25 protein-coding genes and 1 tRNA gene are annotated in these 25,058 nt (G+C 59.9%); 10 read left to right on the plus strand and 16 right to left on the minus strand.

The genetic code is table 11. From position 1 onward, the window contains the following. Nucleotides 1-61: 61 nt before the first annotated feature. Genes SynPROSU1_RS07165 through dapF form a run of 3 tightly spaced genes read right to left on the minus strand, consistent with a single transcriptional unit; the run spans nt 62 to nt 3,032 of the window. Entirely contained in the window at nt 62-778 is a 717-nt protein-coding gene (locus SynPROSU1_RS07165) for a DUF1995 family protein (protein ID WP_186569914.1), read from the minus strand. 12 nt (nt 779-790) lie between these two features. Then, complete coding sequence (locus tag SynPROSU1_RS07170) at nt 791-1,963, minus strand: cysteine desulfurase family protein (protein ID WP_186569915.1); 1,173 nt, start codon at nt 1,961-1,963, stop codon at nt 791-793. Further along, nucleotides 1,950-3,032 carry a diaminopimelate epimerase gene (dapF, locus tag SynPROSU1_RS07175; RefSeq protein ID WP_186569916.1) on the minus strand — a complete coding sequence of 361 codons (1,083 nt, stop codon included), beginning with the start codon at nt 3,030-3,032 and terminating at the stop codon, nt 1,950-1,952. Before dapF ends, SynPROSU1_RS07170 begins: the two co-directional genes overlap by 14 nt. A gap of 27 nt (nt 3,033-3,059) precedes the next feature. Between dapF and SynPROSU1_RS07180 the strand changes: the two genes are divergently transcribed. Beyond that, on the plus strand, nt 3,060-3,281 hold the full coding sequence (locus tag SynPROSU1_RS07180; protein ID WP_186569917.1) for a hypothetical protein: 222 nt from the start codon (nt 3,060-3,062) through the stop codon (nt 3,279-3,281). A 46-nt stretch (nt 3,282-3,327) separates the two neighbouring features. Then, complete coding sequence (leuS, locus tag SynPROSU1_RS07185; protein WP_186569918.1) at nt 3,328-5,937, plus strand: leucine--tRNA ligase; 2,610 nt, start codon at nt 3,328-3,330, stop codon at nt 5,935-5,937. 1 nt (nt 5,938) lies between these two features. Here the strand turns inward: leuS and SynPROSU1_RS07190 are convergent, their stop codons facing one another. Both SynPROSU1_RS07190 and SynPROSU1_RS07195 read right to left on the minus strand, forming a co-directional pair. Beyond that, entirely contained in the window at nt 5,939-6,295 is a 357-nt protein-coding gene (locus SynPROSU1_RS07190) for a hypothetical protein (protein WP_186569919.1), read from the minus strand. After that, nucleotides 6,295-7,893, minus strand: a complete 1,599-nt coding sequence (locus SynPROSU1_RS07195; protein WP_186569920.1) for a glucose-6-phosphate isomerase — start codon at nt 7,891-7,893, stop codon at nt 6,295-6,297. The genes SynPROSU1_RS07190 and SynPROSU1_RS07195 overlap by 1 nt, the downstream gene beginning before the upstream one ends. A 115-nt stretch (nt 7,894-8,008) precedes the next feature. Between SynPROSU1_RS07195 and SynPROSU1_RS07200 the strand changes: the two genes are divergently transcribed. After that, entirely contained in the window at nt 8,009-8,779 is a 771-nt protein-coding gene (locus tag SynPROSU1_RS07200) for a helicase DnaB (RefSeq protein WP_186569921.1), read from the plus strand. Between the two features lie 369 nt (nt 8,780-9,148). On the opposite strand, the gene SynPROSU1_RS07205 is transcribed toward SynPROSU1_RS07200, so the two are convergent. The 4 genes from SynPROSU1_RS07205 to SynPROSU1_RS07220 form a co-directional block, all read right to left on the minus strand. Then, complete coding sequence (locus SynPROSU1_RS07205) at nt 9,149-9,388, minus strand: TIGR03643 family protein (protein ID WP_186569922.1); 240 nt, start codon at nt 9,386-9,388, stop codon at nt 9,149-9,151. 62 nt (nt 9,389-9,450) lie between these two features. After that, on the minus strand, nt 9,451-10,377 hold the full coding sequence (locus tag SynPROSU1_RS07210) for an N-acetylmuramoyl-L-alanine amidase (protein WP_186569923.1): 927 nt from the start codon (nt 10,375-10,377) through the stop codon (nt 9,451-9,453). Continuing rightward, nucleotides 10,359-12,056 (minus strand): M61 family metallopeptidase, encoded by a 1,698-nt coding sequence (locus tag SynPROSU1_RS07215; RefSeq protein WP_186569924.1) that lies wholly within the window; start codon nt 12,054-12,056, stop codon nt 10,359-10,361. The genes SynPROSU1_RS07210 and SynPROSU1_RS07215 overlap by 19 nt, the downstream gene beginning before the upstream one ends. Before the next feature lies 1 nt (nt 12,057). Beyond that, a complete protein-coding gene (locus SynPROSU1_RS07220; protein WP_186569925.1) occupies nt 12,058-12,408 on the minus strand; it encodes a DUF1257 domain-containing protein in 351 nt (116 codons plus the stop codon). Nucleotides 12,409-12,480: 72 nt separating this feature from the next. Here SynPROSU1_RS07220 and purN point away from each other — a divergent pair, with 72 nt between their 5' ends. Then, nucleotides 12,481-13,041: a phosphoribosylglycinamide formyltransferase gene (gene purN, locus SynPROSU1_RS07225; protein ID WP_222929911.1), complete on the plus strand. Its 561-nt coding sequence runs from the start codon at nt 12,481-12,483 to the stop codon at nt 13,039-13,041. Here purN and argC read toward each other — a convergent pair. Then, complete coding sequence (gene argC / locus SynPROSU1_RS07230) at nt 13,032-14,105, minus strand: N-acetyl-gamma-glutamyl-phosphate reductase (protein ID WP_186572291.1); 1,074 nt, start codon at nt 14,103-14,105, stop codon at nt 13,032-13,034. The genes purN and argC overlap by 10 nt on opposite strands. 137 nt (nt 14,106-14,242) lie before the next feature. Here argC and ribBA point away from each other — a divergent pair, with 137 nt between their 5' ends. Continuing rightward, nucleotides 14,243-15,832: a bifunctional 3,4-dihydroxy-2-butanone-4-phosphate synthase/GTP cyclohydrolase II gene (gene ribBA, locus SynPROSU1_RS07235; RefSeq protein ID WP_186572292.1), complete on the plus strand. Its 1,590-nt coding sequence runs from the start codon at nt 14,243-14,245 to the stop codon at nt 15,830-15,832. A gap of 6 nt (nt 15,833-15,838) precedes the next feature. On the opposite strand, the gene SynPROSU1_RS07240 is transcribed toward ribBA, so the two are convergent. Continuing rightward, on the minus strand, nt 15,839-16,282 hold the full coding sequence (locus SynPROSU1_RS07240) for a peptidylprolyl isomerase (protein WP_186569927.1): 444 nt from the start codon (nt 16,280-16,282) through the stop codon (nt 15,839-15,841). Between SynPROSU1_RS07240 and mtnP the strand changes: the two genes are divergently transcribed. Continuing rightward, complete coding sequence (mtnP, locus tag SynPROSU1_RS07245; protein WP_222929865.1) at nt 16,281-17,231, plus strand: S-methyl-5'-thioadenosine phosphorylase; 951 nt, start codon at nt 16,281-16,283, stop codon at nt 17,229-17,231. The two genes, SynPROSU1_RS07240 and mtnP, sit on opposite strands and share 2 nt — an antisense overlap. On the opposite strand, the gene murQ is transcribed toward mtnP, so the two are convergent. The 4 genes from murQ to dnaK are packed head-to-tail and all read right to left on the minus strand — an operon-like array spanning nt 17,224 to nt 21,548. After that, nucleotides 17,224-18,177 (minus strand): N-acetylmuramic acid 6-phosphate etherase, encoded by a 954-nt coding sequence (gene murQ, locus SynPROSU1_RS07250; RefSeq protein ID WP_186569929.1) that lies wholly within the window; start codon nt 18,175-18,177, stop codon nt 17,224-17,226. The two genes, mtnP and murQ, sit on opposite strands and share 8 nt — an antisense overlap. Nucleotides 18,178-18,180: 3 nt before the next feature. Then, a complete protein-coding gene (locus SynPROSU1_RS07255) occupies nt 18,181-18,609 on the minus strand; it encodes a DUF3110 domain-containing protein (RefSeq protein WP_186569930.1) in 429 nt (142 codons plus the stop codon). A 43-nt stretch (nt 18,610-18,652) separates the two neighbouring features. After that, nucleotides 18,653-19,573, minus strand: coding sequence for a DnaJ domain-containing protein (locus SynPROSU1_RS07260; protein ID WP_186569931.1), 921 nt, complete (start codon nt 19,571-19,573; stop codon nt 18,653-18,655). Beyond that, complete coding sequence (gene dnaK, locus SynPROSU1_RS07265) at nt 19,557-21,548, minus strand: molecular chaperone DnaK (protein WP_186569932.1); 1,992 nt, start codon at nt 21,546-21,548, stop codon at nt 19,557-19,559. Before dnaK ends, SynPROSU1_RS07260 begins: the two co-directional genes overlap by 17 nt. A gap of 154 nt (nt 21,549-21,702) precedes the next feature. Between dnaK and pstC the strand changes: the two genes are divergently transcribed. The 3 genes from pstC to pstB are packed head-to-tail and all read left to right on the plus strand — an operon-like array spanning nt 21,703 to nt 24,412. Then, the gene (gene pstC / locus SynPROSU1_RS07270; protein WP_186569933.1) at nt 21,703-22,650 is read left to right on the plus strand and encodes a phosphate ABC transporter permease subunit PstC; all 948 of its coding nucleotides are present in this window, start codon (nt 21,703-21,705) and stop codon (nt 22,648-22,650) included. 1 nt (nt 22,651) lies between these two features. Further along, on the plus strand, nt 22,652-23,569 hold the full coding sequence (gene pstA, locus SynPROSU1_RS07275) for a phosphate ABC transporter permease PstA (RefSeq protein ID WP_186569934.1): 918 nt from the start codon (nt 22,652-22,654) through the stop codon (nt 23,567-23,569). Nucleotides 23,570-23,590: 21 nt separating this feature from the next. Beyond that, nucleotides 23,591-24,412 carry a phosphate ABC transporter ATP-binding protein PstB gene (pstB, locus tag SynPROSU1_RS07280; protein ID WP_186569935.1) on the plus strand — a complete coding sequence of 274 codons (822 nt, stop codon included), beginning with the start codon at nt 23,591-23,593 and terminating at the stop codon, nt 24,410-24,412. 135 nt (nt 24,413-24,547) lie between these two features. Here the strand turns inward: pstB and SynPROSU1_RS07285 are convergent. Beyond that, nucleotides 24,548-24,634, minus strand: a tRNA-Ser gene (locus SynPROSU1_RS07285). 54 nt (nt 24,635-24,688) lie between these two features. Between SynPROSU1_RS07285 and SynPROSU1_RS07290 the strand changes: the two genes are divergently transcribed. Further along, nucleotides 24,689-25,057: a 2Fe-2S iron-sulfur cluster-binding protein gene (locus tag SynPROSU1_RS07290; RefSeq protein WP_186569936.1), complete on the plus strand. Its 369-nt coding sequence runs from the start codon at nt 24,689-24,691 to the stop codon at nt 25,055-25,057. The last annotated feature ends 1 nt before the right edge of the window (nt 25,058 follow it).

Consider the following 25,058-nt stretch of genomic DNA (forward strand, 5'->3'; position numbering starts at 1 on the left):
GAAAGGGAGCTTGGGCTCGAACCTTAAAGAGTGTCTGAATCTGGATCAAGCCAACGGCTGCTCAATTGCGCAGACCATCAAGGAAGCGATCCACACCGGAGAGCTGTTGCTTGATGCTGTCTGGATCTTCCCCGGCCAGCAGTGCTGCGGTGATATCGGGATCCGGCCGTTCGGGAAGCACCTCCAGCTGCCTGTACCCATCAGGATCCAGGCGATAGAGATGCCAGTCATCGGGAAAGCAGCGCATCAGGGCGCCACCCTCCAGAGGCTGGAGCCAATAGGCCTGCTGCCAACTGGCCACGAAACCTTTTCGGCGCTCCCGGGCCACGCTGCCGATTCCGACGGCGGCATCTTCAAGGCGGCCATTCAGCATCAGCACCGCTCCGGCATGGTTCTCGCACAGGGCTTGAAACTCCTCGTAATCAGCGGGTGATGGGTTCACCGCCAGAAACAGACGGGTGTCTGGAGAGTCCCCCTCCGAACGTTTCAACTGGTTGAAATCAAGGATCACGTCTTTGAGATCTTCCGCATCACGCCGCGCCAGGGCGGCAGCACCGGCATCCGGCCAAACCATCAACAGATCCTGACCAGCATCGATCAGGCCGCGAGCCAGTCGTACCGCTACGGGAAGCAGCCTCAGCCCCTCAAACCGGAGGCTTGCAGCCCAACGTTGACCGTCTCCGGAACCAATGGCCGCCAAGGAAGATTGCAGCATGTTCTCTTCTGCTACGAGCAGATCCGCGGGGAGATCGAGGGAAGGAACGTCGGGGTGAGTCATCAAAAGAGCATGTCAGGAAAATGACTCCAGCACGGAGGAAAAACGATCAGGAACGATGTCGAGATCCTGATCCGAAAGCCATGAACCAAGAGTCAGCCGCAGGCCCGACTGCCGTTCAGGCCGGGGAATCCCCATGGCCGTAAGCACGTCACTATCTGAGCTGCTGCCACTGCTGCAGGCACTGCCACTGCTGCAGGCCACCCCCGCGGCCGCAAGCCGTCGCACCAACTCGCGGCCTGGCAGGGGCCTGCCATCGGCTGCATTGGCCAGCAATGAGATGTGATGAGGCAGGCGGTCGGTCACCGGAGGGCCGCAGAGCCTTAGCTGTGGAAGCTCCAGAAGACGCTCAAGCAGATGGTCACGTTGGCGGCGGATCTGCGCTGAGCTTCCAGGAGGGACGGGATGACTAACGGGGTCAAAGCTCGGCAGCGCCATCAGGGCTTCAGCCATCCCACTGACCAGGGCGACGGGTTCTGTACCTGAACGGAGACCATGCTCCTGTCCACCACCGCCCTGGAGCGGTGAGAGGGCAACACCTGGGGCGCGAATCAGCAGGCCCACGCCCCGGGGACCACGGAACTTGTGGGCGGAGAGGGTCAGCAAGTCGACCCCTAGCCGCTCGAACGGGAAACAGCCCTGCGGTACGAGTTGGGTGGCATCGCTGTGGATCACGATGCCGCGCTCGCGGGAGGCCTGGGCAACCTGGATCAGAGGTTGAAGCGCACCCACCTCACCCTGGGCAGCGGTCAGGGACACCAACCGCGTCGGAGAAGACAACAGCTGATCGAGTTGGTCGAGCCGCACCACCCCTTGCCCATTGACAGGCCATTCAGCAACGCTCCACCCCTGGGCCTCGAGTTGGTAAGCCGCAGCGATCACCGCTGGATGCTCCACTGCAGAGATCACCACACGACCTGGAGCAAGACCCGCGGCACTGCCGAGAAGGGCGAGATGGACGGATTCAGTCGCCCCAGAGGTGACGATCAACTGATCCGCGCCGACACCAAAACGCTCAGCCATACGCCAGCGGGCCCGCTCGAGGGCCTCCGCAGCTGCCAGCCCTGCTCCATGGAGACTGCTGGGGTTTGCCCAGGCCGATTGCTGGAGCTGCTGCATGGCCGCGATCACCGCCGGCAGCGGCGGTGTCGTGGCGGCAGCATCGAGATAAAGCTCAGGGCGTGTCACGCTCGAACCGCGCCTTGGTGCGTTGCTCCAGTGACTCACTGGCGAGATTGAGCATCGAATCGAGAGAGGTGGAGTTCAGAAAGTTCTGCACCTGCTCCAGGGCGGCCGCTTCGTCCTCTGGACTCGCAGCAGGCGTCGCCTCTTTGGCGGGTGAGGAATTGGTGTTGACCTGGTTAACGGGACTGACCTGGGGAGCCACGGCAGACGGACCAGGAACCAACTCTGGCGTCAGCACACCATCAAACACTGCCTCCGCCGGTCCAGTCATCAGCACCGAACCACTTCGATCGCGCCATTCGATCATCAGCGGACCGCCGGGAAGGAGAACCTCGGCACAGTCATCGGCGAGGCCCAGCAACACCGCCGCCACGAGGGTGGCGCAGGCTCCAGTGCCGCAGGCCAGGGTCGGACCTGCACCCCGCTCCCATACTCGGATCTCCAGACGCTCACGGCTGTGAACCTGGAGGAAATGAACATTGGTTTTGGCCGGGAACGCTGGATGCACCTCCAGGGCAGCTCCCCAGGCATCAAAGGGAATACTGGCGAGATCCTCAACGGGAACCACCACGTGGGGGTTGCCCATACCAACAGCGGCCACCTTCAGTTGATCGTTCTCCAGCATCAGCACCCCCTGGGGCAGCCCGTCCTCCGGCATCAGGGTTGTGGGGATGCCTTCAGGCGTGAGGAATGGAGGTCCCATATCCACCCGCAACTGGCGGTCCGCCATGAGTTCAGGGCGAATCATTCCCGCGAGGGTTTCGATGTCCCAACTCCGGCCTGGCGCATCTCCATCGGTATCGGCCAGATAACGCGCCAGGCAACGAATGCCGTTGCCGCACATCTCGGCCTCACTTCCATCGGCATTGATAATCCGCATGCGCAGTTCCCCCTCCACCTGAGGTGGAAGCGCCAGGATCAGGCCATCCGCGCCAACACCGAAACGCCGATCGCAGATATGGCGCACCCAGGCGGGATCTGGATCACTGATGGCATCGGGCAGTTGTCCCTGCCGGCCCTCGACAATTAGGAAGTCGTTGCCAAGTCCCTGATATTTGCTGAACTGCAGCATGCGTGGCCGGTATCGCCCCTGAATCCTATGGAGACAGCTCCACTTGATCCAAGCCTTCCAGGGGTTCGGCTGCTTCAGAGCTGGATCCGTGAACAGCTTCCCCTCAGCATCACGGTGGCGGGTCAGGAACCCATCGAGGGGCGTCTGATTTGGCAAGACCCTGAATTTCTGGCCATCGAACGCATGGGCATCAGCCGGCCCGTGCTGATCAACCGACGCCAGATCAGCGTGATCCGCTCCCTCGGCTGAACACCAGGCATGTGGCACGATCGCAGCCTTGCCGCGCGCTGGTTCCGTGAACGCTGCCAACCCTGCCGTCGACGCCAGTGCCCAGAACGGCCGTTATGACCCTGCTGCGCTGGAACAGCGCTGGCAGGACAGCTGGAAGGCAGATGGGGTGGATGCCACCGATGAGAGCGGTGACAAGCCGGCATTTTTTGCCCTTTCGATGTTCCCGTACCCATCGGGAAGCCTGCACATGGGCCATGTGCGCAACTACGTCATCACCGACGTGATTGCCCGTGTTCAACGCATGCGCGGGCAAGAAGTGCTGCATCCGATGGGCTGGGATGCCTTCGGACTCCCCGCGGAAAATGCTGCGATCGAGCGGAATGTCGATCCCGGGGAATGGACCGACCGCAACATCGACCAGATGCGAGCGCAATTGGACCGGCTTGGCTTATCGATCGACTGGAGTCGCGAACAGGCGACATGCCACAGCGACTACTACCGCTGGACCCAGTGGCTGTTCCTTGAACTCCTCGATGGCGGCCTGGCCTATCGCAAAAATGCAACCGTCAACTGGGATCCCGTCGATCAGACCGTGCTTGCCAATGAGCAGGTGGATGGCGACGGCCGCTCCTGGCGCTCCGGGGCCCTGGTGGAACAACGGCAGCTGAACCAGTGGTTCCTGCGCATCACCGACTACGCCGAGCCACTGCTCAACGACCTGGATGCGCTCAAGGGTTGGCCGGAGCGGGTTCGCACCATGCAGGCCAACTGGATCGGACGCTCGGAAGGAGCGGAGATCAGCTTCTCCGTTGAAGGGGCAGAGGATCAGACGATCACCGTGTTCACCACGAGGCCCGATACCCTCGCCGGCGCGAGCTACGTGGTGCTGGCACCAGAAAACGAGCTGGTCGACAGTCTCACAGGTGCTGAGCAAAAAGCGTCGGTCGAGGCCTTCAGGAAGGACGTGGCCCGGCTCAGCACGATTGAACGCACCAGTGATGACCGGCCCAAGCGAGGTGTGCCGATCGGCAGTCACGTCATCAACCCCCTAACGGGAGCTGTCCTACCGGTCTGGATCGCCGACTACGTGCTCGCCGAGTACGGCACCGGTGCCGTGATGGGCGTGCCGGCCCACGACCAACGGGACATCGCCTTTGCCCAATCGAATGATCTACCGATTCAACAGGTGATCGATGCTGTAGGGGCCGCCGAAGCAATTGCTGCGGGTCAGGCTTGGACCGATGCAGGAGCATTGGTCAATTCTGGTGAATTCAGTGGCACCGCCTCAGCCGAGGCCAAGAACGCCATCACCAGCCATGGAGCGGCGCAGGGTTGGGCGAGCAGCAAGGTCACCTATCGCCTACGCGACTGGTTGATCTCCCGCCAGCGCTACTGGGGCTGCCCGATTCCTGTCATTCACTGCGATGACTGCGGCGCTGTTCCTGTGCCCAGAGAAGACCTGCCAGTGGAACTGCCCCGGGGCATTGATCTGTCCGGCAAAGGCGGATCGCCCCTGAGCCAGCAGAGCGACTGGGTCAATGTGCCTTGCCCGAGCTGTGGCAAGCCTGCCAAGCGGGAAACCGACACCATGGACACGTTCATGTGTTCCTCCTGGTATTTCCTCCGTTTCGCGGATCCACACAACACCGACAAGCCCTTCAGCAAGGAGGCAGTCAATCGCTGGTTGCCTGTGAAGCAGTACGTGGGCGGCATTGAGCACGCCATCCTGCACTTGCTGTATGCGCGCTTCTTCACCAAGGCACTGAAGGATCGCGGGTTGATTGACGTCAACGAACCGTTTGAACGTCTCCTCACCCAGGGCATGGTTCAAGGCATCACCTACAGAAATGCGTCAACTGGCAAGTACATCGCTCCTGCGGATGTGTCTGATCCAGAGGATCCCAGGGATCCCAACACCGGCGACAAGCTGGAGGTGTTGTTCGAGAAGATGTCGAAGTCGAAGTACAACGGCGTCGACCCTGCGGCAGTGATTGACCGCTACGGCGCCGATACGGCCCGCATGTTCATCCTGTTCAAAGCGCCTCCCGAGAAGGATCTGGAGTGGGATGAAGCCGATGTGGAAGGCCAGTTCCGCTTTCTGCAACGGCTGTGGAGACTTGTTGATGCAGGAGCTGCGCGCATCGACTCGATGGAGCCGATGCAACGCCCGGATCCGCTAAGTGAGGCCGACACTGCCGCTCGTCGCGCCCTGCATCTCGCCATCGAAGCCGTCAGCGAGGATTTGAATGACGAGATTCAGCTGAACACAGCAATCTCCGAGTTGATGAAGCTCTCCAATGCCATCAGCGCAACAGGTATCGATGCTCTCAGTGCACCTGTATTGCAAGAGGTCCTCTCCGGCCTGGTGCGCCTTTTAGCCCCGTTTGCACCACATCTTGCGGAGGAATTTTGGAGCCGTCTCGGTGGAAGCAGCAGTGTTCATCGCCAAGATTGGCCGGCGATCGATCCAACGGCCTTGGTGCAAGACAGCGTTGAAGTGGTGATCCAGGTAAAGGGCAAGGTGCGGGGCAAACTGCAGGTACCCGCCTCCGCAGATAAGGAGGAGTTGGAAAAGCTCGCCCTGGCGAGTGATGTAGCCGAGAAATGGCTTGAAGGTGCCGCGCCCAGAAGGGTGATTGTTGTTCCCGGGAAACTAGTGAATCTGGTGCCCTGATTTAGTTTCCCAGGGCGGCGAATTCCCGAAAGATTGTCTTGGCCCGTTGCGGACAATTATCAATGGCTGTATCCAAAAGTCCTTCGATCAGAGCCATGCCTGCCTGATCGGAGGACAGATCCATCGAGTCGAGCTGCGACATCGGCAGATCCATCGCCAGCGCTGCTCCCATCGTTCCCTTCTCGATGGCTGATTCAAGGGAAATGCCCCTGCAGTAAAAGGTTCCTGATTGACGCCCTAGCTCAAATGCGAAAGATTGGGTGTCAGGTTTGGACTGTGCTGGAAAGACCAGAGCGCCCATCGCAATGCTGATGGCTATTAGCGATTGCTTCACCTTCAAACCGTTGAATTGCATCATCAGGCCTTGCTGAACCGCATCGATGCGGGTTTGCTCCAATCTCCCTGAGCACTAAATCCGCGCTTGTTAGTGCTGAGGTGCCGCAGAATCCAGAAGATGGATTCGTCGGTGCCATCACCCAGAGCCAGGCGGATCTCATCGGCAGAACGTGCAACACCGTCGGCAAGGATCGCCTCCACACGGCCCTGCAACCCAAGAATTGCCGCTGCCGCTTTTTTACCCGCCTCAACGCCAGGCTGGTGGTACGCATTGATATTGACGAGTTCGCCATACAAACCAACGGCGCGCTCGAACAACGCAATCAAGGCACCGAGACGACGAGCATCAAAGCAGCGCATGCTGATCGTCATGCTTTGACGACCACCCTCGGTAAGAGCTGATCGTGTTCCCTGAAGAAATCCGTCGAGGAAGTCGCCGGGACATTCTCCGTCGATGACAGGGATATCGCTCACATCCTTCAGCACTTCAATGAACGTGGCGAAGAAGTTGTCGACACCATCACGCAATTGCTGCACGTAGGCGTGCTGGTCGGTGGAGCCCTTGTTGCCGTAGACGGCAATGCCCTGGTGAACAACATCACCGTTGCGATCGAGGCGTTTGCCCAGGGATTCCATCACCAGCTGCTGGAGGTAGCGGCTGAACACCTCAAGGCGATCGCGGTAAGGCAAAACAACCATGTCGCGCTGACCGCGACCGGCTCCAGCTACATACCAGGACGCTGCCATCAAGGCCGCAGGATTCCGACGCAGGTCCGCCTCGCGGGTTGCGGCATCCATCTGAGAAGCGCCAGCGAGGAAATCGCGAATATCGCAACCGATCAAAGCCCCAGGCAGAAGGCCGACGGCACTGGTGATGCTGGTGCGGCCACCCACCCAATCGAACATGTCAAAGCGTTTGAGCCAACCCTCGGCCTGGGCCTGCTGATCCAACTTGCTGTCCAGCATCGTCACAGCCACAGCCTGTCCAGCCCACTGACCACCAGCAGCTTCAAGGCGATGACGAGCCTGCTCCATGCCGAGGTGCGGTTCGGGGGTGCCCCCCGACTTGCTCACCGTCACCACCAGCGTGCGGTCGAGACGACCTTCAAGCCCTGCCAGGACGTTGCTCATCCCATTGGGGTCGACATTGTCGAAGAAATGAAACGGGAGCCCTTGGCCGGGATTCTGCAGAGCTCGGATCATCAAGGCGGGCCCCAAACCGCTGCCGCCGATGCCAATCCAGAGCACATCGGTGAAGGCTTCACCGTTGGGGGCCTTGATTGTTCCGTTGACAACGTCGCGCCCAAAGGCAGCGATCAGATCGATTTCCCTGGAGATGTGCTGCTGCAGCTCTGACGATGGGGCGAGTTCGGGAGTGCGCAACCAATAGTGACCAACCTGACGCTGCTCATCCGGATTGGCGATCGCACCGGCTTCCAGCTCCTGCATCGCGGTGAAGGCTTTGTCCATCCGCGGCTGAAGCTGCTGCAGGTCTGCCGCATTGACATGCATCCGGCTGATGTCCAGCCAAACGCCAAGATCATCGTGATACCAGCCGAGTTCACAGAAACGCTGCCATTGAATCTGAGCGTCGGAGGCGCTGAAATCCGGGAAGCTCATGCCGGGTGGGCGATGCAGACATGTCGAACGTATCCAGGATCTGACTGGATGCCCACGCAAAAGGACACCCCAGCTAGTTTCATGTCACCTTCCTCTGACTGCTATTCCAGCCCCCATGGCTGAGCAACTGCGATGGACGACTGCGCTGCTGATGACGGCAGCAAGCTTTTGCCTGCTTGGTCACTGGGCACGACCGGTCGCCGATCAAGAGGACCAAGCCCCTGTTGTTGTCGAACACAGACTCGAACCCACAGACTTTTCAGCAGAAGAACTCAAACTGCTGCAGCGTCGCTTTGGGGTGCATGGACCCCAGACGCAGCTGGCCCAGCTGTTCACGAACAGCGTCGATCAGTTCAAACCGCTGCGTTCACAGACCTTGGATCGCCTGCGCAGATTGAAGCCAGTGATCCTGCGCGAAGCGGCTGCACATCAGGTCAACCCGATGCTGATCACCGCCGTTCTGTTCGACGAGATCCAGCATTCCAAACCGGGGGAGAACCTTCCTTTCATTGCCCATTCCGGACTGGTGAAAACCCACGGTCCCGCCCAGATCGGTGTGGCCGAACTCATCCATCAGAAACGATTGCCTGCAAACCCAACGCAGGAAGAGATCACCTGGGCCCGCAAGCAGCTGCTGGATCCTGAGATGAACATCAGTTTGCTGGCGGGGAAGTTTCAACGGTTGAAGCTGGCCATCGGCCTGCCGGAGAGCTTGATGCTGCAGGCGAGTCGCTCGTATCTGGATGCCAAGGCCATCGCCACCCTCACCTACTTGCACAACGGCAAGCTGGATTACCCCGCTCGGGTGCTGGGCTACATGCAGGACCCTGAGCTGCACGGATTGATCTACGGCCGACAGCAACCCAACCCAGACATCACGGTTTAAGGCCTCGTCAAGGGAAATAGTGGGTCGGCTGAGCTCCATCGCAATCCCTCATTGGAGCGATGAAAACACCTTCCTCCCGCTGGCCTGAACACTGCATCTCCCAACAGCAGCAATCGCTCAGGAGGTTGCCTCGCCAGCTGATTGGTGCAAGGAAACGACCTCTTATGGATTTCTAGCTTTGCGTCAAGGCCTTCACCACACCTGCGCAATCAGGGCCTGACTTCGGCCCTTTTCTGAAGTGATAAAGGGATATGGCTGGAGGACTGATCTCAGGCTCGAGTTTCCGCAAAGCACCAACCAATCTCCCTCCATGGATTCATCCGGTCGGTTTAGTTAGAGGAATCCAGCGGTGAAGCGAAGCCGGATCAATCACTTATGACAGCTGGCCCGGAAACGCTCGGACCGGCTGGTTGCGGCATGTTTGGTTTTGCGGCCGCTCACCCGTCGGCGCCAGAGCTTGAACGACGACGATTTCAGGTGCTGACGCATCACAGCAATGACCTGCGGCTCGGAGAGTCCGAACTGAAATTCAATCGCCTCAAAGGGCGTGCGGTCCTCCCAGGCCATTTCAATGATCCGATCCAGATCGTCGATGGGGAGGGTTGTCACCGACGGGTTGAGCTGGAAGCAACAAACTAACGATGCTTCCAGCCTGAACGTCGTCGCTGGCCTCAGGACACACAGAGGTCTCCTAGTGCAGCCAGCCGCACCTGCAACTTGGACCAGTCAAAACTGCGCGGATCACCCCGTTCACCGCCCAGATCGACATGACGATGGGTCGTGATCGCTGCGGGAGGCAGATTGAAGGAACGGATCCAACCCGACAGCACCAAGGCCAGCGCGTCGTATTGCTGGGTGGTGTAACCCGCATGGGATGCACTTGCATTCGCGCCTGAGGGTGGTGTTTCCAAGCTCAGATGCAGCGCGAAATTGTTCACGGATCCCTTGAGCTTCTTGTTCGTGATCGCCCACTCACCGAGAAAGGCAGAAAATCCAGCGCCGTAGGCGCGATTCAACGGGTCCACCAGATCAACGACGCGACCGTCCTGCCCCACAAGGGTGTGATAGCTCACCTGATCCTCGTCCCGAGGATGGGGCGTCATAAAGGTGTTCAAGGCAGAACTGAGCGAGTAAACCGTCTCGTGCAGCACCACCACCCTGGGAGTGGCGTCAATCCGACGACCGAAGGCGTCTTCGCCGTAGCGATCACCAAAATTGGTGGGGTCGATCTTCACGAACGCCCGCCAGGAGCTCGACCGAGCATCGAGTTGGTTCAGACGGGATCGCAGCGCGGTGTCGACATCAGAGCACTGACGGGCCAATGGAGAGCGCCACGAGCGGGACTTCGGAGGTAACGGCACCGAAGAGGAGGGGTTTTCTTCCAATTGGCGACCGCGTTCCCTCCCCACCTGGTCGAGCAGCTCCATCAAGGACGGACGAACCCCTGCATGGGACAGCCCACCCTGATCCACTAACACCCAGCCCACCAGTCCGAGAGCCAAGGACCCTGCTGCTGCTGCAGTGATCGAGAGCCCCCGATGCTGCTGGACGCGGCACCGCAGACCGCTCCAACAACGACTTAAACGATCTCGAACCATCGATCCCGCAATTGCCGCTGTTCTGTTGTGCACCCAGGATCCCAATCCAACGACCAATGGTCCACACCTTTGTCAGGAAACAACTGGGTCTCCTTGATTCGGCTGCGCCGTGCGTAGGTGACGATCACGCAGTTCTGCTGTTCCAACAGAGGCCCGAGATCGCTGCTGCGACGCACCCGATAGCCATTGATCGCGAGCAGCTCATCGCCGACCACAAGCCCAGCCCGTTGGCCGGGGCTTTGCCGCCTCACCCGCTGTATCAAGGCGGCACCCTCTCCATCCTTGAGGGTGAGGCCATGGTCTGGATGCTTGAGAGGAACCGGATCCATCCGAAGCCCGAGGGCCTCCACACAATCGATCAAAGGAAGGGCCTCGGGCTGATCCAGCCATTGATCCAGATCAGCCGGTAGGTCGGCATCCCATGGCGCCAAGGCGGCCTTGATGTCATGGCGGCTGTAGCCACGGGCCTGACGGCCATGGCCCAGCCATAGCTCCCGCAGAATGGCAGCCATGGAGTGGCCGCGCTGCCGCAACCGCACATCCAGGCAGAAGGCCACCGCAGCACCCAGGCGGTAGTAGCTGATCTGGCTGTCCCGCGATGCTGGCGTCGCCTTGTAGAGCTTGATCCACGCCTCACGGGCGCTGTCCGCCAGCGATTGAACGGAGCATCCAGGTGACATCAACACGCTAGAGAGCTCCTCTCCCAGATCCTTGAGCAGGGTGGGGCGATCCGAACACCCCGCCAGCAGCGGCAGGCTGAGGTCGTAGTAACTGGTGATCCCCTCGGCAAACCAAAGCCCCTCGGTGATCACCGCCTGCCCATAGTCGTAGGGACGGAGTTCGACGGGCCGCAGCCGACGCACATTCCACTGGTGCAGATATTCATGGCCGATCAACTGCAGCAGCTGCCGGTAGCCCTTGGGCTTGGCAAGAGCTGACCAGCTGAACTGCAGCACTGCACTGTGATCGTGCTCAAGGCCGCCATAACCCTGATCGAGCAGTTGCAGAACCAGCTGATAACGATCTCCCGCTGGAGGAGCCGTTCCCATCAAGCGACAGGTCGCACTGCAAACCCGCTCGATGTCGGATAAAAAGTTTGGCGGCCAACCCATCGGTGGAGCGCCGATCAGCAGCAGCTCATGGCTGCAGCTTTCAACGATGAAGGGTTCGGCTTGAAAAGGCCCTGCATGGAGCGGACTGTCCACAAGGGCATCGAAATCCGCTGCAATCCACCCATCAGCAGTCGTATCGAGCGGCAGATGCACGCTCCAGTGATCCGGTGCAGCCACGTCAACGTGGTGCGATGACCAGCGGCAGCCATCGATATCCATCGCCACAGCGGCGAGGCAGAGCGAAGCGAAATCAGGATCGAGCAACCCGGTGCGAACGGTCAGGTCCCGTGCCTCAAGCTGATAGGTGAGGGTGAGCGGGCTCAGATCCGGCAGATCAGAGACCCACTGGTGGGGGGCCAAGCGGCGCAACGGAAGGGAGCGTCCGGCGGCCAGGAGCTGCAAGCTGTGAAGGTGCTGAGCGTGATCGCGAACCGTGTACGACCCCGGCGTCCAAACCGGAAGTTGGAAGGTCTGACGCCGGGTCTGGGGTGTCCAATACATGGACACACCGATGGTCTGCGTTTCGGGATGGCTCAGATCGAGCCTGATCTGAACCGGCTCTGACACGTCAGTTGGTCTGCAGGATCAGGTCGGCAGATCCCAGTGAACCAAGACGCACTTGGTCCATGGCGTGGAGTAGGGCGTAGCGGCGGGTCACCCGCTGCAAGCGCTGCTTAAAGCCGGGATGCCGACTGATCCGTTGGATATCGCCATGCATCACGATCGTGCCGTCCTCATGCTGGGTCCAACCCAGGGGCATGGCCCTGCCGTGCACGGCGAGCACGTCAACGGAGTGGGAGTCGTCGGCAAAACCGTTCAATTCGGTCCTTCTCTCAACACTGAAGCCCTCATCCCGCAGGGCATGCACCAAGCGCTCGAGATCGGTGAAGACAGTCGGCAGGATGGAGAGATGGGACATGAACCGGACCCCGCTTTGACTGACCCTAGCCACAACGATCGAGCTGACCAGGACCCGTTGCAGCTGGGGGTCATGGCATCAGGAAACGGCAGCAATTTCGAGGCCATGGCCCAAGCGATCCAAGCGGGGGATCTCCGGGCGCGCATCCATCGGCTGGTCGTCAACAATCCGGGCTGTGGAGCTCAACAACGCGCAGAACGTCTCGGGATCCCTGTGTCGGTCCTTGACCATCGCGTGCTCAAGGATCGACGCGAGTTGGACACCGAGCTGGTGCGTCTGTTTCGTTCCGATCAGGTGGAGGTCGTGGTGATGGCTGGTTGGATGCGGATCGTCACCGATGTCCTAATCGGCGGCTATGCGGGGCGCTTGATCAACATCCACCCGTCGCTGCTGCCCAGCTTTCGCGGCATGGATGCCGTGGGTCAGGCTTTAAAAGCCGGTGTGAAACTCACAGGCTGCACCGTGCACATCGTCACTGAGGAGCTGGATGCTGGCCCAATCTTGGCCCAGGCCGCCGTCCCCGTCCTCGATAGTGATGATCATGCAACGCTCGCCAAACGGATCCAGGAGCAGGAGCATCAGCTGCTGCCCGCTGCCCTTGCTGGCTTAAGCCCGACCTGGCGTCAGGGATAGAACGACTGCAGGGGCAGCCCCGTCTCCGGTGCGAGGCCAGCCATCAGATTGAGGCACTGCACACCCTGCCCCGCTTGGCCTTTGATTAGGTTGTCAATGGCACTCATCAACACGAGTTGTCCCGTGCGGATGTCCACCTGAACAGAGAGCAGGGCGCGGTTCGTGTGGCGGGCCCATTTGGTGGCGGGGTAGGTGCCCACAGGAAGCACCTCAACACAGGGGTGGTGGCGATAGATCGCGTCCAAAACGGTGGTGCAATCCTCTGCAGTGAGCCCGGGGTCACGCAATCGGGCATAGACCGTGGAAAGCAGACCACGCACCATTGGCACCAGGTGCGGCGTGAACTGAAGCCGCACCTCCTGACCAGCCACCTCCGTCGCCATCTGTTCGATCTCTGAGGTGTGACGATGGCCAATCACGCCGTAGGGCGCGATGGATTCCGAGGCTTCCGCAAGCAGCATCGCCTCCTTCGGCACCCGACCACCGCCGGACGTACCGGTCTTGGCATCAATGACGATGCCGTTTGTCTCAATCAGACCCTGCTTGAGGAAGGGGAGCAGGGGCAGAAGGCTGGCTGTTGGGAAGCATCCTGGTGCCGCCACCAACGTCGCATCGCCGATCGCAGGGGCATTCCACTCCGGCAGGCCATACACAGCGCTGCTGCAAAGGTCAGCATCGTTTCGGTTGAGAGTTCCGGCCTCCTTGGCATACACCTGAAGCCACTGGTCGAGGGAGCGGTAGCGGAAGTCAGCGGAGAGGTCCACAACCCGTACACCACGCTCCAAGAGTTGCGGCGCCAACTGGCAGGCCAATCCGTTGGGAAGGCTGAGAACGGCAAAATCGGAACAAGCCGCAATCCGGTCCGGGTCCGCCGATTCCACCGTCGGGTCATCCGGCAGGGGAAGGAAAGAACAAACGGAACTCCAGCGTTGACCTGCACTGCGTTCACCGCCAAGAAAACTGACGGAAAGTCCAGGGTGCCCCTGCAACAGGCGGATGGTCTGCAGACCTCCATAGCCGGAGGCGCCGATCACAGCAACCCGCCCGCCCTTCACCGTTGCCATGGCTTCAACCGCCGACGCTGTGTTGCCTGCCATTGAACCAACCAACCAACGGCTGATCGTACAGAGATCAATAATGAGGTCATTAACCGGCGACCAAGCTCCTGAACCCCAGTTCCCTTGAACCCGCGAACGATCCCATTGCGTTCGATGCCATCAGCGATGCCCTTGCGGCGATCCGAAATGGTGAGTGCGTTGTCGTGGTGGACGACGAACAACGGGAAAACGAAGGAGATCTGATCTGCGCAGCCCAGTTCGCGACCCCTGAAGCGATCAATTTCATGGCGACAGAGGCGCGGGGCCTCATCTGTCTCGCCATGGAGGGGAAACGTCTCGATGAGCTTGATCTGCCGCTCATGGTGGATCGCAATACCGATGCCAACGAAACAGCCTTCACGGTGAGCATCGATGCAGGCATTGAGCATGGGGTGACCACCGGAATCTCCGCTGAAGACCGTGCCGCCACGATTCAAGTGGCACTCAATCCAGCCACCCGCCCAGCTGAACTGCGCCGACCGGGGCACATCTTCCCCCTGCGCGCTCGTCCTGGCGGCGTGCTGAAGCGCGCTGGCCACACTGAAGCGGCCGTCGACCTGTCTCAGCTTGCCGGGCTCAGCCCCTCTGGGGTGATCTGCGAAATCCAGAACAGCGACGGCTCAATGGCCCGCCTGCCGGAGCTCCGCAGCTACGCCGATCGCTGGGGTTTGAAGCTGATCAGCATCGCGGATCTGATCCGTTACCGGTTGGAGAACGAGCGATTTGTGCGCCGGCTGGCCCAGGCACAGATGCCGAGCCGCTTCGGCACCTTTCAGGCGGTGGGCTATCGCAACGAACTTGATGGGTCAGAACACGTTGCGCTGATCAAAGGCGAACCGAACGCTTTGCGTGAGCCGGTGCTGGTTCGCATGCATTCCGAATGCCTCACCGGTGATGCCTTCGGTTCACTGCGCTGTGATTGCCGGCCCCAGCTGGAGGCAGCCCTGTGCCAGATCGAAGCGGAGGGCGAGGGTGTTGTTGTTTATCTACGTCAGGAAGGCCGTGGCATCGGTCTGATCAACAAGTTGAAGGCCTACAGCCTCCAAGAAGCGGGTTTAGACACCGTTGAAGCCAATGAACGCCTTGGCTTTCCAGCAGACCTCCGCAACTACGGCGTCGGTGCTCAGATCCTCTCCGACCTCGGCATCCATCGGCTTCGCCTGCTCACGAACAACCCTCGCAAAATCGCCGGACTCGGAGGCTATGGCCTTCAGGTGGAGGAGCGCGTGCCGCTGGTGATGGACCCTGGCGCCCACAACGCTGACTATCTGGCTGCCAAGCGGGAAAAGCTCGGGCATCTGTTCGAATCCGAGAGCCCTTGTGTGGTTCTGGCTCTAGCGGTGAACGTCGGCCCGGAAAGCTGGCCCACCATTCGTCTTGAAGTGGAAAGGATCGCCCAGACCCATGGCTTCAGCCTCGAGGCCCTGCATGAACCGCGACTCTTAGCGCTCTGGGATCGGCCTCAGTTCGTCTGGAAACTGATCCCCGATGGTGGTGATGCAGGGCCCCTGCTGCAAAGCGTTGCCGCGCTGGCCGCCACAGAACGTGTGGGGCTGATGCGTGTTCCCACCGAACGGATGGCACTGCACCCACCCCAGACCCTGGAGCGGGTGGAGCATCAGCTCAATGAGCTGATCGACATGAGCAGTGGTGGATTGATCGAAAACGGTCCATCACTGCTGCACTGGACCTGAGGCTGATCAGCCTTCCTGGATCGTCACCTTGTTGATCCGGGAGCCGTTGGAGAGCTTCAGCACCACGTCCATGTTGCCGGTGTGGCCGAAGACCGTGTGCACGCCATCGAGATGGGGCTGGGCCTCATGGCAGATGTAGAACTGAGAACCACCGGTGTTGCGGCCGGCGTGGGCCATGGCGAGGGTGCCGGACTGGTGCTTCTGCGGGTTGATCTCGCAATCGATCTCATATCCAGGGCCACCGGTTCCAGCCATGCCACGGGCGCCCTCACGGCTGTTGGGGCAACCACCCTGGGCCATGAAGCCTGGGATCACCCGATGAAAGGCCAAGCCGTCGTAAAAGCCATCCTTCACCAGCTTCACGAAGTTGGCGACGGTGTTCGGGGCATCGGCCTCGAACAGCTCGAGCTCGATCAGGCCAGCATCGGTGTCCATCAGGGCCTTGGTCATGGTGGCGCGAGCAAAATTGGAGTGTAGAGAGAGGAGTGGCATGGCCGATCTTCAGGGAGGGCGCGTCGGCGTCATCGGAGGCAGCGGCCTGTATTCGATTCCAGGCTTGCGCCAGGTGGAGGAACGCACGATCAAAACCCCATTCGGAGCTCCATCCGATGAACTACGACTTGGAGAGCTGGAGGGAGTTCAGACCGTCTTCTTGGCTCGCCACGGCCGGCATCACCAGCTGCTTCCCAGTGAAGTTCCCTACCGGGCCAACATCTGGGCGATGCGTTCGCTGGGGGTGCGCTGGTTGATCTCCCTCTCCGCGGTTGGATCGCTCCAGGAACATCTGCATCCGCGGGACATGGTGGTGCCGGATCAGTTCATCGACCGCACGCGGCAACGGCCCGCCAGTTTCTTCGGGAACGGCTGCGTCGCCCACGTCAGCCTCGCCGAACCGTTCTGTCCTCAGTTGAGTTCGCTTCTGGCCGATGCCGCCGAGCAAGGCTTGCCGGAGGGGCGACAACTGCACCGCGGTGGGATCTATCTGTGCATGGAGGGTCCCGCCTTTTCAACTCAGGCAGAGAGCAAGCTCTACCGGTCTTGGGGCTGTTCCGTCATCGGGATGACGAACCACACTGAGGCCCGCCTGGCACGGGAAGCCGAGTTGGCCTATGCCTCCCTGAGCATGGTCACCGACTTCGACTGCTGGCATGACGGCCATGACGCCGTCTCGGTGGAGATGGTGATCGGCAACCTCCAGGCCAATGCCTCGGCCACCGAACCGATCCTGAGTGGATTGATGAAGCGGCTCAAGCAGGAGCCTCCCGCTTCGCCTGCCCACAAAGCTCTTGCCAATGCCCTGATTACCCCCAAGGAGCAGGTTCCTGCCCAAACTCGCTCGAACCTCGATCTGTTCACAGCCCCTTACTGGGGATCGTTCGATCAGGCCTCCTTCAGCTGAGGTCCGTCAGCTGAGCTCCGCAGGCGGCGAGTGCCGACCGCAGCTGCTGGTCATGCTTCTGAAGCAGGTCACTGGCCTGGTCAACAGACAGGTCAGCGGCCGCCATCAACAGAGCAAGCTTCACTGAACCGCCGGCGTCCTCCAACAGCATCAGCCCCCGCCCTCGCTCAACACCTGCCAGATCTCGAAGGATCCGCAGCGATCGGTCGACCAGCTTGCTGTTGCTTGCGGCCACATCCACCATCCGATTCCCAAAGACCTTGCCGAGTTTCACCATCACGGCGGTCGACAGGGTGTTCAAAGCCAGTTTTGTGGCCGTTCCGGCCTTCATCCGAGTGGATCCCGTCAGCAGCTCTGGGCCGGTGAGCAGACGAATGTCGATATCACAGGGGAGGGGAGCCTGCTCAGTCGGAACGCAGGCCATAGCAATCGCCAGAGCACCCACGCTTTTTGCAAAAGCCAGGCCGCCGCGCACGTAAGGCGTGGTGCCCCCCGCGGCGATCCCCACGAGGCAATCCTTGGCACAAAATCCCCGCTCCTCCAGGTCGGCGCGGCCGGCATCCTCCACGTCCTCGAGCCCTTCGGAACTGCGCAACAGAGCTGCGGAACCACCAGCAAGCACGCCCTGCACCTGCTCAGGATCACTGCAGAAGGTGGGTGGGCACTCCGCGGCATCCAACACCCCTAACCGTCCTGAGGTGCCAGCACCGAGGTAAAAAAGACGACCGCCAAGACGAAGACGCTCAGAGATGGCATCGACAGCCTCGGCAAGGGCAGGAGTCGCCTCAGCGACAGCCTGCTGGGGGCGTCGATCCTCATCCGCAAAAAGAGCGACCAGCGCGAGGGTGTCCAATTGATCCAACCGTGAACTGCGCTGGTTGCTCTGCTCGGTGAGCAGGTGGCCACGGTCGCTGGAGGGCTGCAGATCGGGGTCAAACACGGCCATCGTTCAGAGCAGACCCTCCAGCCGCCGACGCAGTTCATCGAGTTCAGGATTCGACTCCGGCTCGGTTTCCAATCCCTGTCGCGCTGGCTCAGGGGCCTGTTCATCAGGACTGGCATCGTCCTGCCAGTTGCTCACATCGCGGTTGCTCTGCGGCGGCGCCATGAACAGTCGTTCCTCGTCATTGCTCGGCACAAAGCCCGACTCGATCAGGCGGGCCTCGTAACCGGCCTCACGGCAGAACAGATCAACGTCCTCACGGTCCAGGGCTTCCACGGTGGGAACCGGAAAGTCCTGAGCCTCCAGAAGGCCGGCATAACGCTCGGCATCATCTGGATTCTCAAACAAAAGAACCACAGTCCGTCCAGCGATTTCAAGCGAGTGGATGCCTTCGCTATCCGTACCGGCATCAAAGAGCAGGACGTGGACGCGCATCGAGAAAACTGTCAGATCAACCGGTCCGGAGTCTCACCCATCGTCATCCAACCTGCTCGGATTCACTGGCCAGTTCCTGGAGACGGCGATAAAGGGCCCGTTCCGCATCGCCCAGATCCGAGGGAATCACGACAACGATCTCCACAAGTTGATCCCCCCGCTCATCTTCCACCTGTAGACCACGCCCCCGCAGCCGCAGCAAGCGTCCACTCGATGACCCTGGAGGGACTTGGAGCGTCACGGGACCGTCCAGGGTGGGTACATCCACAGCGCAGCCCAAAGCGGCATCGGGAGGAAACAACAGCAGCTTGTAAAGCACGCGCAGACCATCAATCCGCAGCCCGTCCTCGGTCACAACCCGGAGCTGCAGAAAATGATCACGGCCACCGGGGGCGACGCCTTCCAGCCGAAGACGCCAGCCGTCACCCGCAAAGGGGGGAGTGTTCAACTCGATCATCGTGCCGTCGCCGAGCGTCAGCTCCACCAGGGTTCCCTGGAGGGCCTGATCAGGGGAGAGATGAACCACCGATTCGAGATCCTCAACAGCACGCACCGGCGGCGGCGGCGGCGGTGCCGACACCGGTGGGTCACTGCTTCTGGAGTCATCACTCCGGGAGGGTGGATCCGGCTCCATGTCGGAATCAGCCGCCGATCGCGCTGAGCCCCCACCAAAAATCACATCGAGATACGTCTCGAAATCGGGGAACCCTTGCGCAAAGGGATCAGCAACATCCGTGGCTGCACCACCGCCCCGTTGCCAGACATCGCGGCGGCGGGGATCGCTGAGCACCGCATAGGCCTCATTGACCAGTTTGAAGCGCTCCTCAGCAACGGGATCGTTGCTGTTCAGATCCGGATGCCAACGGCGTGCTTCGCGGCGAAACGCCCGTTTCAGCTGCTGGTCTGTGCAGTCGGGATCAACCCCCAGCAAAGACCAGTAATCAGGCTCAGCGGTAGATGTCATCGTCCCAAGGTGCAGGGTCACGACGGCTCAAACCTCGGCCACGTTCTCCCGGACGACTGGGAGGACCCCAGGGGTCGTCATCCCAATCATCGGCAAACAACTCATCCTTGAGGGAACCGAGGGTGTTGCGAATCCCCTGCAGCGGACTGCCATCGGACTGACGTTCGGCCGAAAGACGACGGTTCAGTCCAAACAGTGCCTCCTCAAGGCCACTCACACAGAGATCCAGCTCCTGGAGGTCGTCATTGGCAAGGCAGTCCTGCACATCACGCATGGCCATTTCAACGGCCCGTTGCTGCCGTTCAGCGCCATAGGGTCCCAGCTCAAGCGATGCATCCCGCAGACGCCGTTCCGCCTGGGCGAGCAACGTTTGAGCACGGTTGCGACGCTCGATCTGATTGCGTTTGCGCCGGTCTTCATCGGCCCTTGCCTCGGCTTCCGCCAGAAGAGCGGTCACATCTTCCTCATTGAGATTCGAACCGCCCTGGATCGAAACCGATTGCTTGCGTCCCGTGGTGCGGTCGGTGGCGCTGACTTGAAGCAGACCATTGGCATCGATGTCGAACGCCACCTGCACCTGAGGGACTCCTCTGGGAGCGGGGGGAATACCGGAAAGGCGGAACCGACCGAGGGATTTGTTGTCCGATGCCATCTGGCGTTCCCCTTGCCAGACATGGATTTCAACGGACGACTGGTTGGCTTCCGAGGTGCTGAACACATCGGACTGGCGCACCGGGATCGGCGTGTTGCGAGGGATCAGCACCTTCATCAATCCACCGATCGTCTCCAGTCCGAGCGAGAGAGGGGTGACGTCATTCAGCAGCAGGTCCCTCAGTTCACCCGTGAGGATCCCCGCCTGAACGGCAGCACCAATGGCCACCACCTCATCGGGATTCACCGATTGGCAGGGATCGATCGGCACAAGGGTGCGGACCAGTTGTTGCACCATGGGCATTCGTGTGGCGCCACCCACCAAGACCACGTCATCAATCTCGTCTGCCGACCAACCGGAATCGCGCAGGGCTACCTGGACCGGATTCAGCAATCGGTCCAGCAGATCCGGGCAGAGACCCTCAAAGGTGGCGCGATCCAGGCGGGTTTCAATGTGCAGCGGACCATCGCTGCCGGTGGCGATGAAAGGAAGAGAGATCGGTGTGCTCAGCACACCGGAGAGTTCCTGCTTCGCTTTTTCAGCAGCCTCCGTCAACCGCTGAAGGGCCTGACGATCCCGACGCAGATCAACGCCATGTTCCTCCGAAAACGCATCGGCCAGCCAGTTGACGATGCGTTGATCGAAATCGTTGCCGCCGAGCTGGGTGTCACCGTTCGTCGCCTTGACGTCAAAAACGCCATTGGCAATGCGCAGCAGCGATACATCAAACGTGCCCCCACCAAGGTCAAAAACCAGCACCCTTTTGACGGCGCTGCGGTCAAACCCGTAGGCCAGAGCAGCAGCGGTGGGCTCATTGAGGATGCGCTCCACTGAAATGCCCGCCAACCGTCCGGCATCGCGAGTGGCCTGACGCTGGGCATCATTGAAATAGGCGGGAACGGTCACCACAGCCGCTTCCACCGGTTCGCCCAGGTAGGTGGAGGCATCGTCGACCAGTTTGCGGATGATGCTGGCGACTAACTCTTCTGGCGCATACTCCCGCTCCGTCACCGGGCAGGGGACGCGAACCTGACCCTGGTCGTTGGCACGAACTGTGTAAGGCACGGACAGGCTGCTGTCCTCCAACTCGTCCCAGTCACGACCAACAAACCGCTTCAGGTTGGAAAAGGTGTTCCGGGGGCTGAGCACGAGTTGGCGTCGGGCCAGCTGCCCCACCAGCAGCTCCTGGTCCTTGGTGTAGCCCACAACGGATGGGGTGGTTCGTCCGCCCTCGGCATTCGCAATCACATGGGGACGACCCGCCTCCAGTACAGCGACAACCGAATTGGTGGTCCCCAGATCGATTCCGACGATCCGCCCCATATCCCTTAAAACTTGATCTCCACGCTAACGGCAGGTTCCAATCTGCTCCAGCCCCAGTCGCGATAAACAGCCGGACAGGCTCCGCTTGCTTAAGCCGTTCTTAATCATGTCAAGAGGATCGGGACATACTTTGAGTTGGCCTGCCTTTGGGTAAATGTCCGACCCGGACAACCGATACCTACTCCGAAGACGTCCACCGTTCGAAAAATTGGTGGACATCAGTTTCAAGAATCTGGCCATCGCCATGGCCTCGGTGGTGGCGATCGTTCTTTTCTCCATCCTGATCGTCGTCTTCCAGGGAAGCTTCGAATCCATGGCCCGCTACGGCTGGCAATTTCTGATCACCTCGGATTGGAACCCAGTGGATGACCAGTACGGCGCCGGTGCAGCCATCTACGGCACCCTGATCACATCGCTGCTGGCCTTGATGATCGCTGTGCCCTTGGGGGTTGGAACAGCCATCTTCATCACCGAAAACATCATCCCCAGCCGGGTTCGCAGTGTGATCGGCCTGATGGTGGAACTTCTCGCCGCCATCCCATCCGTGGTACTCGGCCTGTGGGCCATCTTTGTGTTGGAACCATTCATCCGGCCCGGGCTTGAGCTTCTTTATGAGCTCTTCAATTGGTTCCCCCTCTTCAGCACACCGCCGATGGGTCCAGGCACCATCCCAGCAGTGTTGATCTTGGTGGTGATGATCCTTCCCATCATCACGGCTATTTCCCGTGATTGTTTGAATCAGGTACCGACACAACTCCGACAAGCGGCCTATGGCGTGGGGACAACACGTTGGGGAGCGATCATCAATGTAATTCTCCCGGCAGCCATTTCTGGAATCATTGGTGGCGTGATGCTGGCACTGGGCCGAGCCATGGGCGAGACCATGGCCGTCACGATGATCATTGGCAATTCCAACAATTTCAGCCTTTCGCTGTTGGCACCGGGTAACACCATCGCAGCGATGCTTGCCAACCAGTTTGGTGAAGCGGATGGGTCCCAGGTGTCATCACTGATGTATGCAGCATTTGTGCTGATCATCCTGACCTTGTGCGTGAATATTTTTGCCCAGTGGATTGTGAAGCGGTTGAGCCTGAAGTACTGACATGACGCAAACGCTCACCAACACACGATCCGACTCAGCTCCTGATCTGAGCTACAAGCCGTTTCTGCGCAGAAACATCCGCAGCGGCCTGCTCTCCTTCTTGGCAGGATTATTTGCGGTTATCGCTGTTCTGCCACTGGTCCTGGTTTTGGGCTACGTGCTTGTACAAGGGGGCAGCAAGATCAGTCTGGCCCTGCTGACGGAACTTCCACCACCACCGGGACTGGAGGAAGGCGGTATCGCTAACGCGATTGTTGGAACCCTCGTGGTAACAGGAATCGCTGGATTGATTGCCATTCCAGTGGGCGTCGGCGGCGGCATCTTCCTTGCCGAATACTCCCGTTCAGGATGGTTCGCTCAGTTCATTCGATTCGGCACCAATGTCCTGGCTGGAGTGCCATCGATCATTGCTGGCGTGTTCATCTACGGAACCATCGTCACCAGCCGAATTCTCTTCGGGAACGCCTACAGCGCCGTTGCTGGGGGCATGGCCCTGGCTGTGTTGATGCTCCCCACGGTTATTAAAACGACCGACGAAGGTCTGAAGCTGGTTCCTGATGACCTGCGTCGTGCTGCTTTGGGAGTGGGGGCATCCAGATTTGTCACTGTTGTACGAATCACACTCCCTGCCGCCTTGACCCCCATCGCCACAGGGGTGGTTCTTGGGATCGCAAGAGCCGCAGGGGAAACGGCTCCTTTGATCTTCACGGCACTGTTCTCACCATTCTGGTCAGATCTACTCACACCCGATGGAATCTTCGCTCCCATCGCGACTCTCTCCGTGATGATCTACAACTTTGCGATCATGCCCTATGAGTTTCACAACGAATTGGCCTGGGCCGCATCTTTTGTACTCGTGATGATGATTCTAACACTCAACCTTTTATCTCGATGGCTGGCGCGATTTGCAGCCAAATAAATTAATTTTCCACCTAAATCAATGACCACCATCAGCCCACCCCAAGATTCCGACATCAAGAGCGCAGAGACAGCACTTTCGCTGCAGAACGTCACGGTCAGCTACGGCAATTTTGAAGCCGTAAAAAATGTTTTTTGCGACATACCTCGCGGCAAGGTCACGGCTTTCATCGGTCCATCCGGCTGCGGAAAATCAACGGTTCTTCGAGCCTTGAACCGCATGAACGACCTGATCGATTCATGCTCACTCAAAGGAAGCATTTTGTTTGGAGGGGTCGACTTGTACGGTTCCGACGTTGATCCTGTAGAGGTGCGACGTCGCATTGGGATGGTCTTCCAGCAACCCAATCCATTCCCAAAAAGCATCTACGAAAACATTGCATTTGGCGCTCGCATCAATGGATATACGGGGAATATGGATGAACTCGTTGAGCAATCCCTGCGCCAAGCTGCGGTATGGGATGAATGCAAAGACAAATTGAATGAAAGCGGCTATTCACTCTCTGGCGGACAGCAACAACGTCTTTGCATTGCCCGAACCATCGCCATCCAGCCAGAAATCATTTTGATGGATGAGCCCTGTTCAGCCCTCGATCCAATCTCCACCCTGAAGATCGAAGAAACGATGCATGAGCTCAAGAAGAGCTTCACCATTGTGATTGTGACCCACAACATGCAGCAGGCCGTTCGTGTGAGCGACATGACGGCTTTCTTCAACGCCGAGGCCGTCGAGGGCGGGACCGGAAAAGTGGGCTACCTCGTGGAATTCAACAACACCGACAAAATCTTCAACGCACCTCAACAGCAGGCCACCCAGGACTACGTCTCCGGTCGGTTCGGCTGATCCCGACCCCTCAGCAACAAAGCAGCTGTCAGGAACACGCAAGCCACAACCTGACCAAAGGGTCTCGCTCAGCTCAACATCTGAAGCGTGGCCTCAGATGGACAAAAAAAATCCGGTCCTGACGGACCGGAGAAGCGGAGAGCGAGGGATTCGAACCCTCGATAGAGTTGCCCCTATACAGCATTTCCAGTGCTGCGCCTTCGACCACTCGGCCAGCTCTCCACCGGCTAAATGGGGCAGGTGAGAATGTAGCAGGGCACTGCCAGCAGACCTTCTATGCCTCCCAGCCACCGGATCACCATTCACTGGCGCCAGGAGGGTCGCACCATCACCCACGACGTCCAAGAGGGTGACTACATCCTGCACAGCTTCGAAGAGCAAGGAGATCCCCTGCCCTTCTCATGCAGGAATGGATGCTGCACCAGCTGTGCCGTTCGGGTGCAAAGCGGAACCCTCGACCAGCGCGAGGCCATGGGTCTATCGCGGGAGCTGAGGTCCCAGGGCTACGGCCTGCTTTGTGTGGCCAGGGCAGTCGGCCCTCTCGAAGCGGAAACACAAGATGAAGATGAGGTGTACGAGCTGCAATTCGGACGCCACTTCGGCAAAGGACGCGTCACCACCAGGATTCCCATCGAGGAGGAGTGAC

This window comes from Synechococcus sp. PROS-U-1 (assembly GCF_014279755.1).
Taxonomy (GTDB): domain Bacteria; phylum Cyanobacteriota; class Cyanobacteriia; order PCC-6307; family Cyanobiaceae; genus Parasynechococcus.

Excerpts from the sequence above, each read along its gene's own strand:
- SynPROSU1_RS07165 (WP_186569914.1), bottom strand. The coding sequence starts at position 778 with ATGACTCACCCCGACGTTCCTTCCCTCGATCTCCCCGCGGATCTGCTC.
- dapF (WP_186569916.1), bottom strand. The coding sequence starts at position 3,032 with ATGCTGCAGTTCAGCAAATATCAGGGACTTGGCAACGACTTCCTAATT.
- SynPROSU1_RS07180 (WP_186569917.1), top strand. The coding sequence starts at position 3,060 with ATGGAGACAGCTCCACTTGATCCAAGCCTTCCAGGGGTTCGGCTGCTT.
- SynPROSU1_RS07190 (WP_186569919.1), bottom strand. The coding sequence starts at position 6,295 with ATGATGCAATTCAACGGTTTGAAGGTGAAGCAATCGCTAATAGCCATC.
- SynPROSU1_RS07195 (WP_186569920.1), bottom strand. The coding sequence starts at position 7,893 with ATGAGCTTCCCGGATTTCAGCGCCTCCGACGCTCAGATTCAATGGCAG.
- SynPROSU1_RS07200 (WP_186569921.1), top strand. The coding sequence starts at position 8,009 with ATGGCTGAGCAACTGCGATGGACGACTGCGCTGCTGATGACGGCAGCA.
- SynPROSU1_RS07210 (WP_186569923.1), bottom strand. The coding sequence starts at position 10,377 with ATGGTTCGAGATCGTTTAAGTCGTTGTTGGAGCGGTCTGCGGTGCCGC.
- SynPROSU1_RS07220 (WP_186569925.1), bottom strand. The coding sequence starts at position 12,408 with ATGTCCCATCTCTCCATCCTGCCGACTGTCTTCACCGATCTCGAGCGC.
- purN (WP_222929911.1), top strand. The coding sequence starts at position 12,481 with ATGGCATCAGGAAACGGCAGCAATTTCGAGGCCATGGCCCAAGCGATC.
- argC (WP_186572291.1), bottom strand. The coding sequence starts at position 14,105 with ATGGCAACGGTGAAGGGCGGGCGGGTTGCTGTGATCGGCGCCTCCGGC.
- mtnP (WP_222929865.1), top strand. The coding sequence starts at position 16,281 with ATGGTGGCGCGAGCAAAATTGGAGTGTAGAGAGAGGAGTGGCATGGCC.
- SynPROSU1_RS07240 (WP_186569927.1), bottom strand. The coding sequence starts at position 16,282 with ATGACCAAGGCCCTGATGGACACCGATGCTGGCCTGATCGAGCTCGAG.
- murQ (WP_186569929.1), bottom strand. The coding sequence starts at position 18,177 with ATGGCCGTGTTTGACCCCGATCTGCAGCCCTCCAGCGACCGTGGCCAC.
- SynPROSU1_RS07255 (WP_186569930.1), bottom strand. The coding sequence starts at position 18,609 with ATGCGCGTCCACGTCCTGCTCTTTGATGCCGGTACGGATAGCGAAGGC.
- SynPROSU1_RS07260 (WP_186569931.1), bottom strand. The coding sequence starts at position 19,573 with ATGACATCTACCGCTGAGCCTGATTACTGGTCTTTGCTGGGGGTTGAT.
- dnaK (WP_186569932.1), bottom strand. The coding sequence starts at position 21,548 with ATGGGGCGGATCGTCGGAATCGATCTGGGGACCACCAATTCGGTTGTC.
- pstC (WP_186569933.1), top strand. The coding sequence starts at position 21,703 with ATGTCCGACCCGGACAACCGATACCTACTCCGAAGACGTCCACCGTTC.
- pstA (WP_186569934.1), top strand. The coding sequence starts at position 22,652 with ATGACGCAAACGCTCACCAACACACGATCCGACTCAGCTCCTGATCTG.
- pstB (WP_186569935.1), top strand. The coding sequence starts at position 23,591 with ATGACCACCATCAGCCCACCCCAAGATTCCGACATCAAGAGCGCAGAG.
- SynPROSU1_RS07290 (WP_186569936.1), top strand. The coding sequence starts at position 24,689 with ATGCCTCCCAGCCACCGGATCACCATTCACTGGCGCCAGGAGGGTCGC.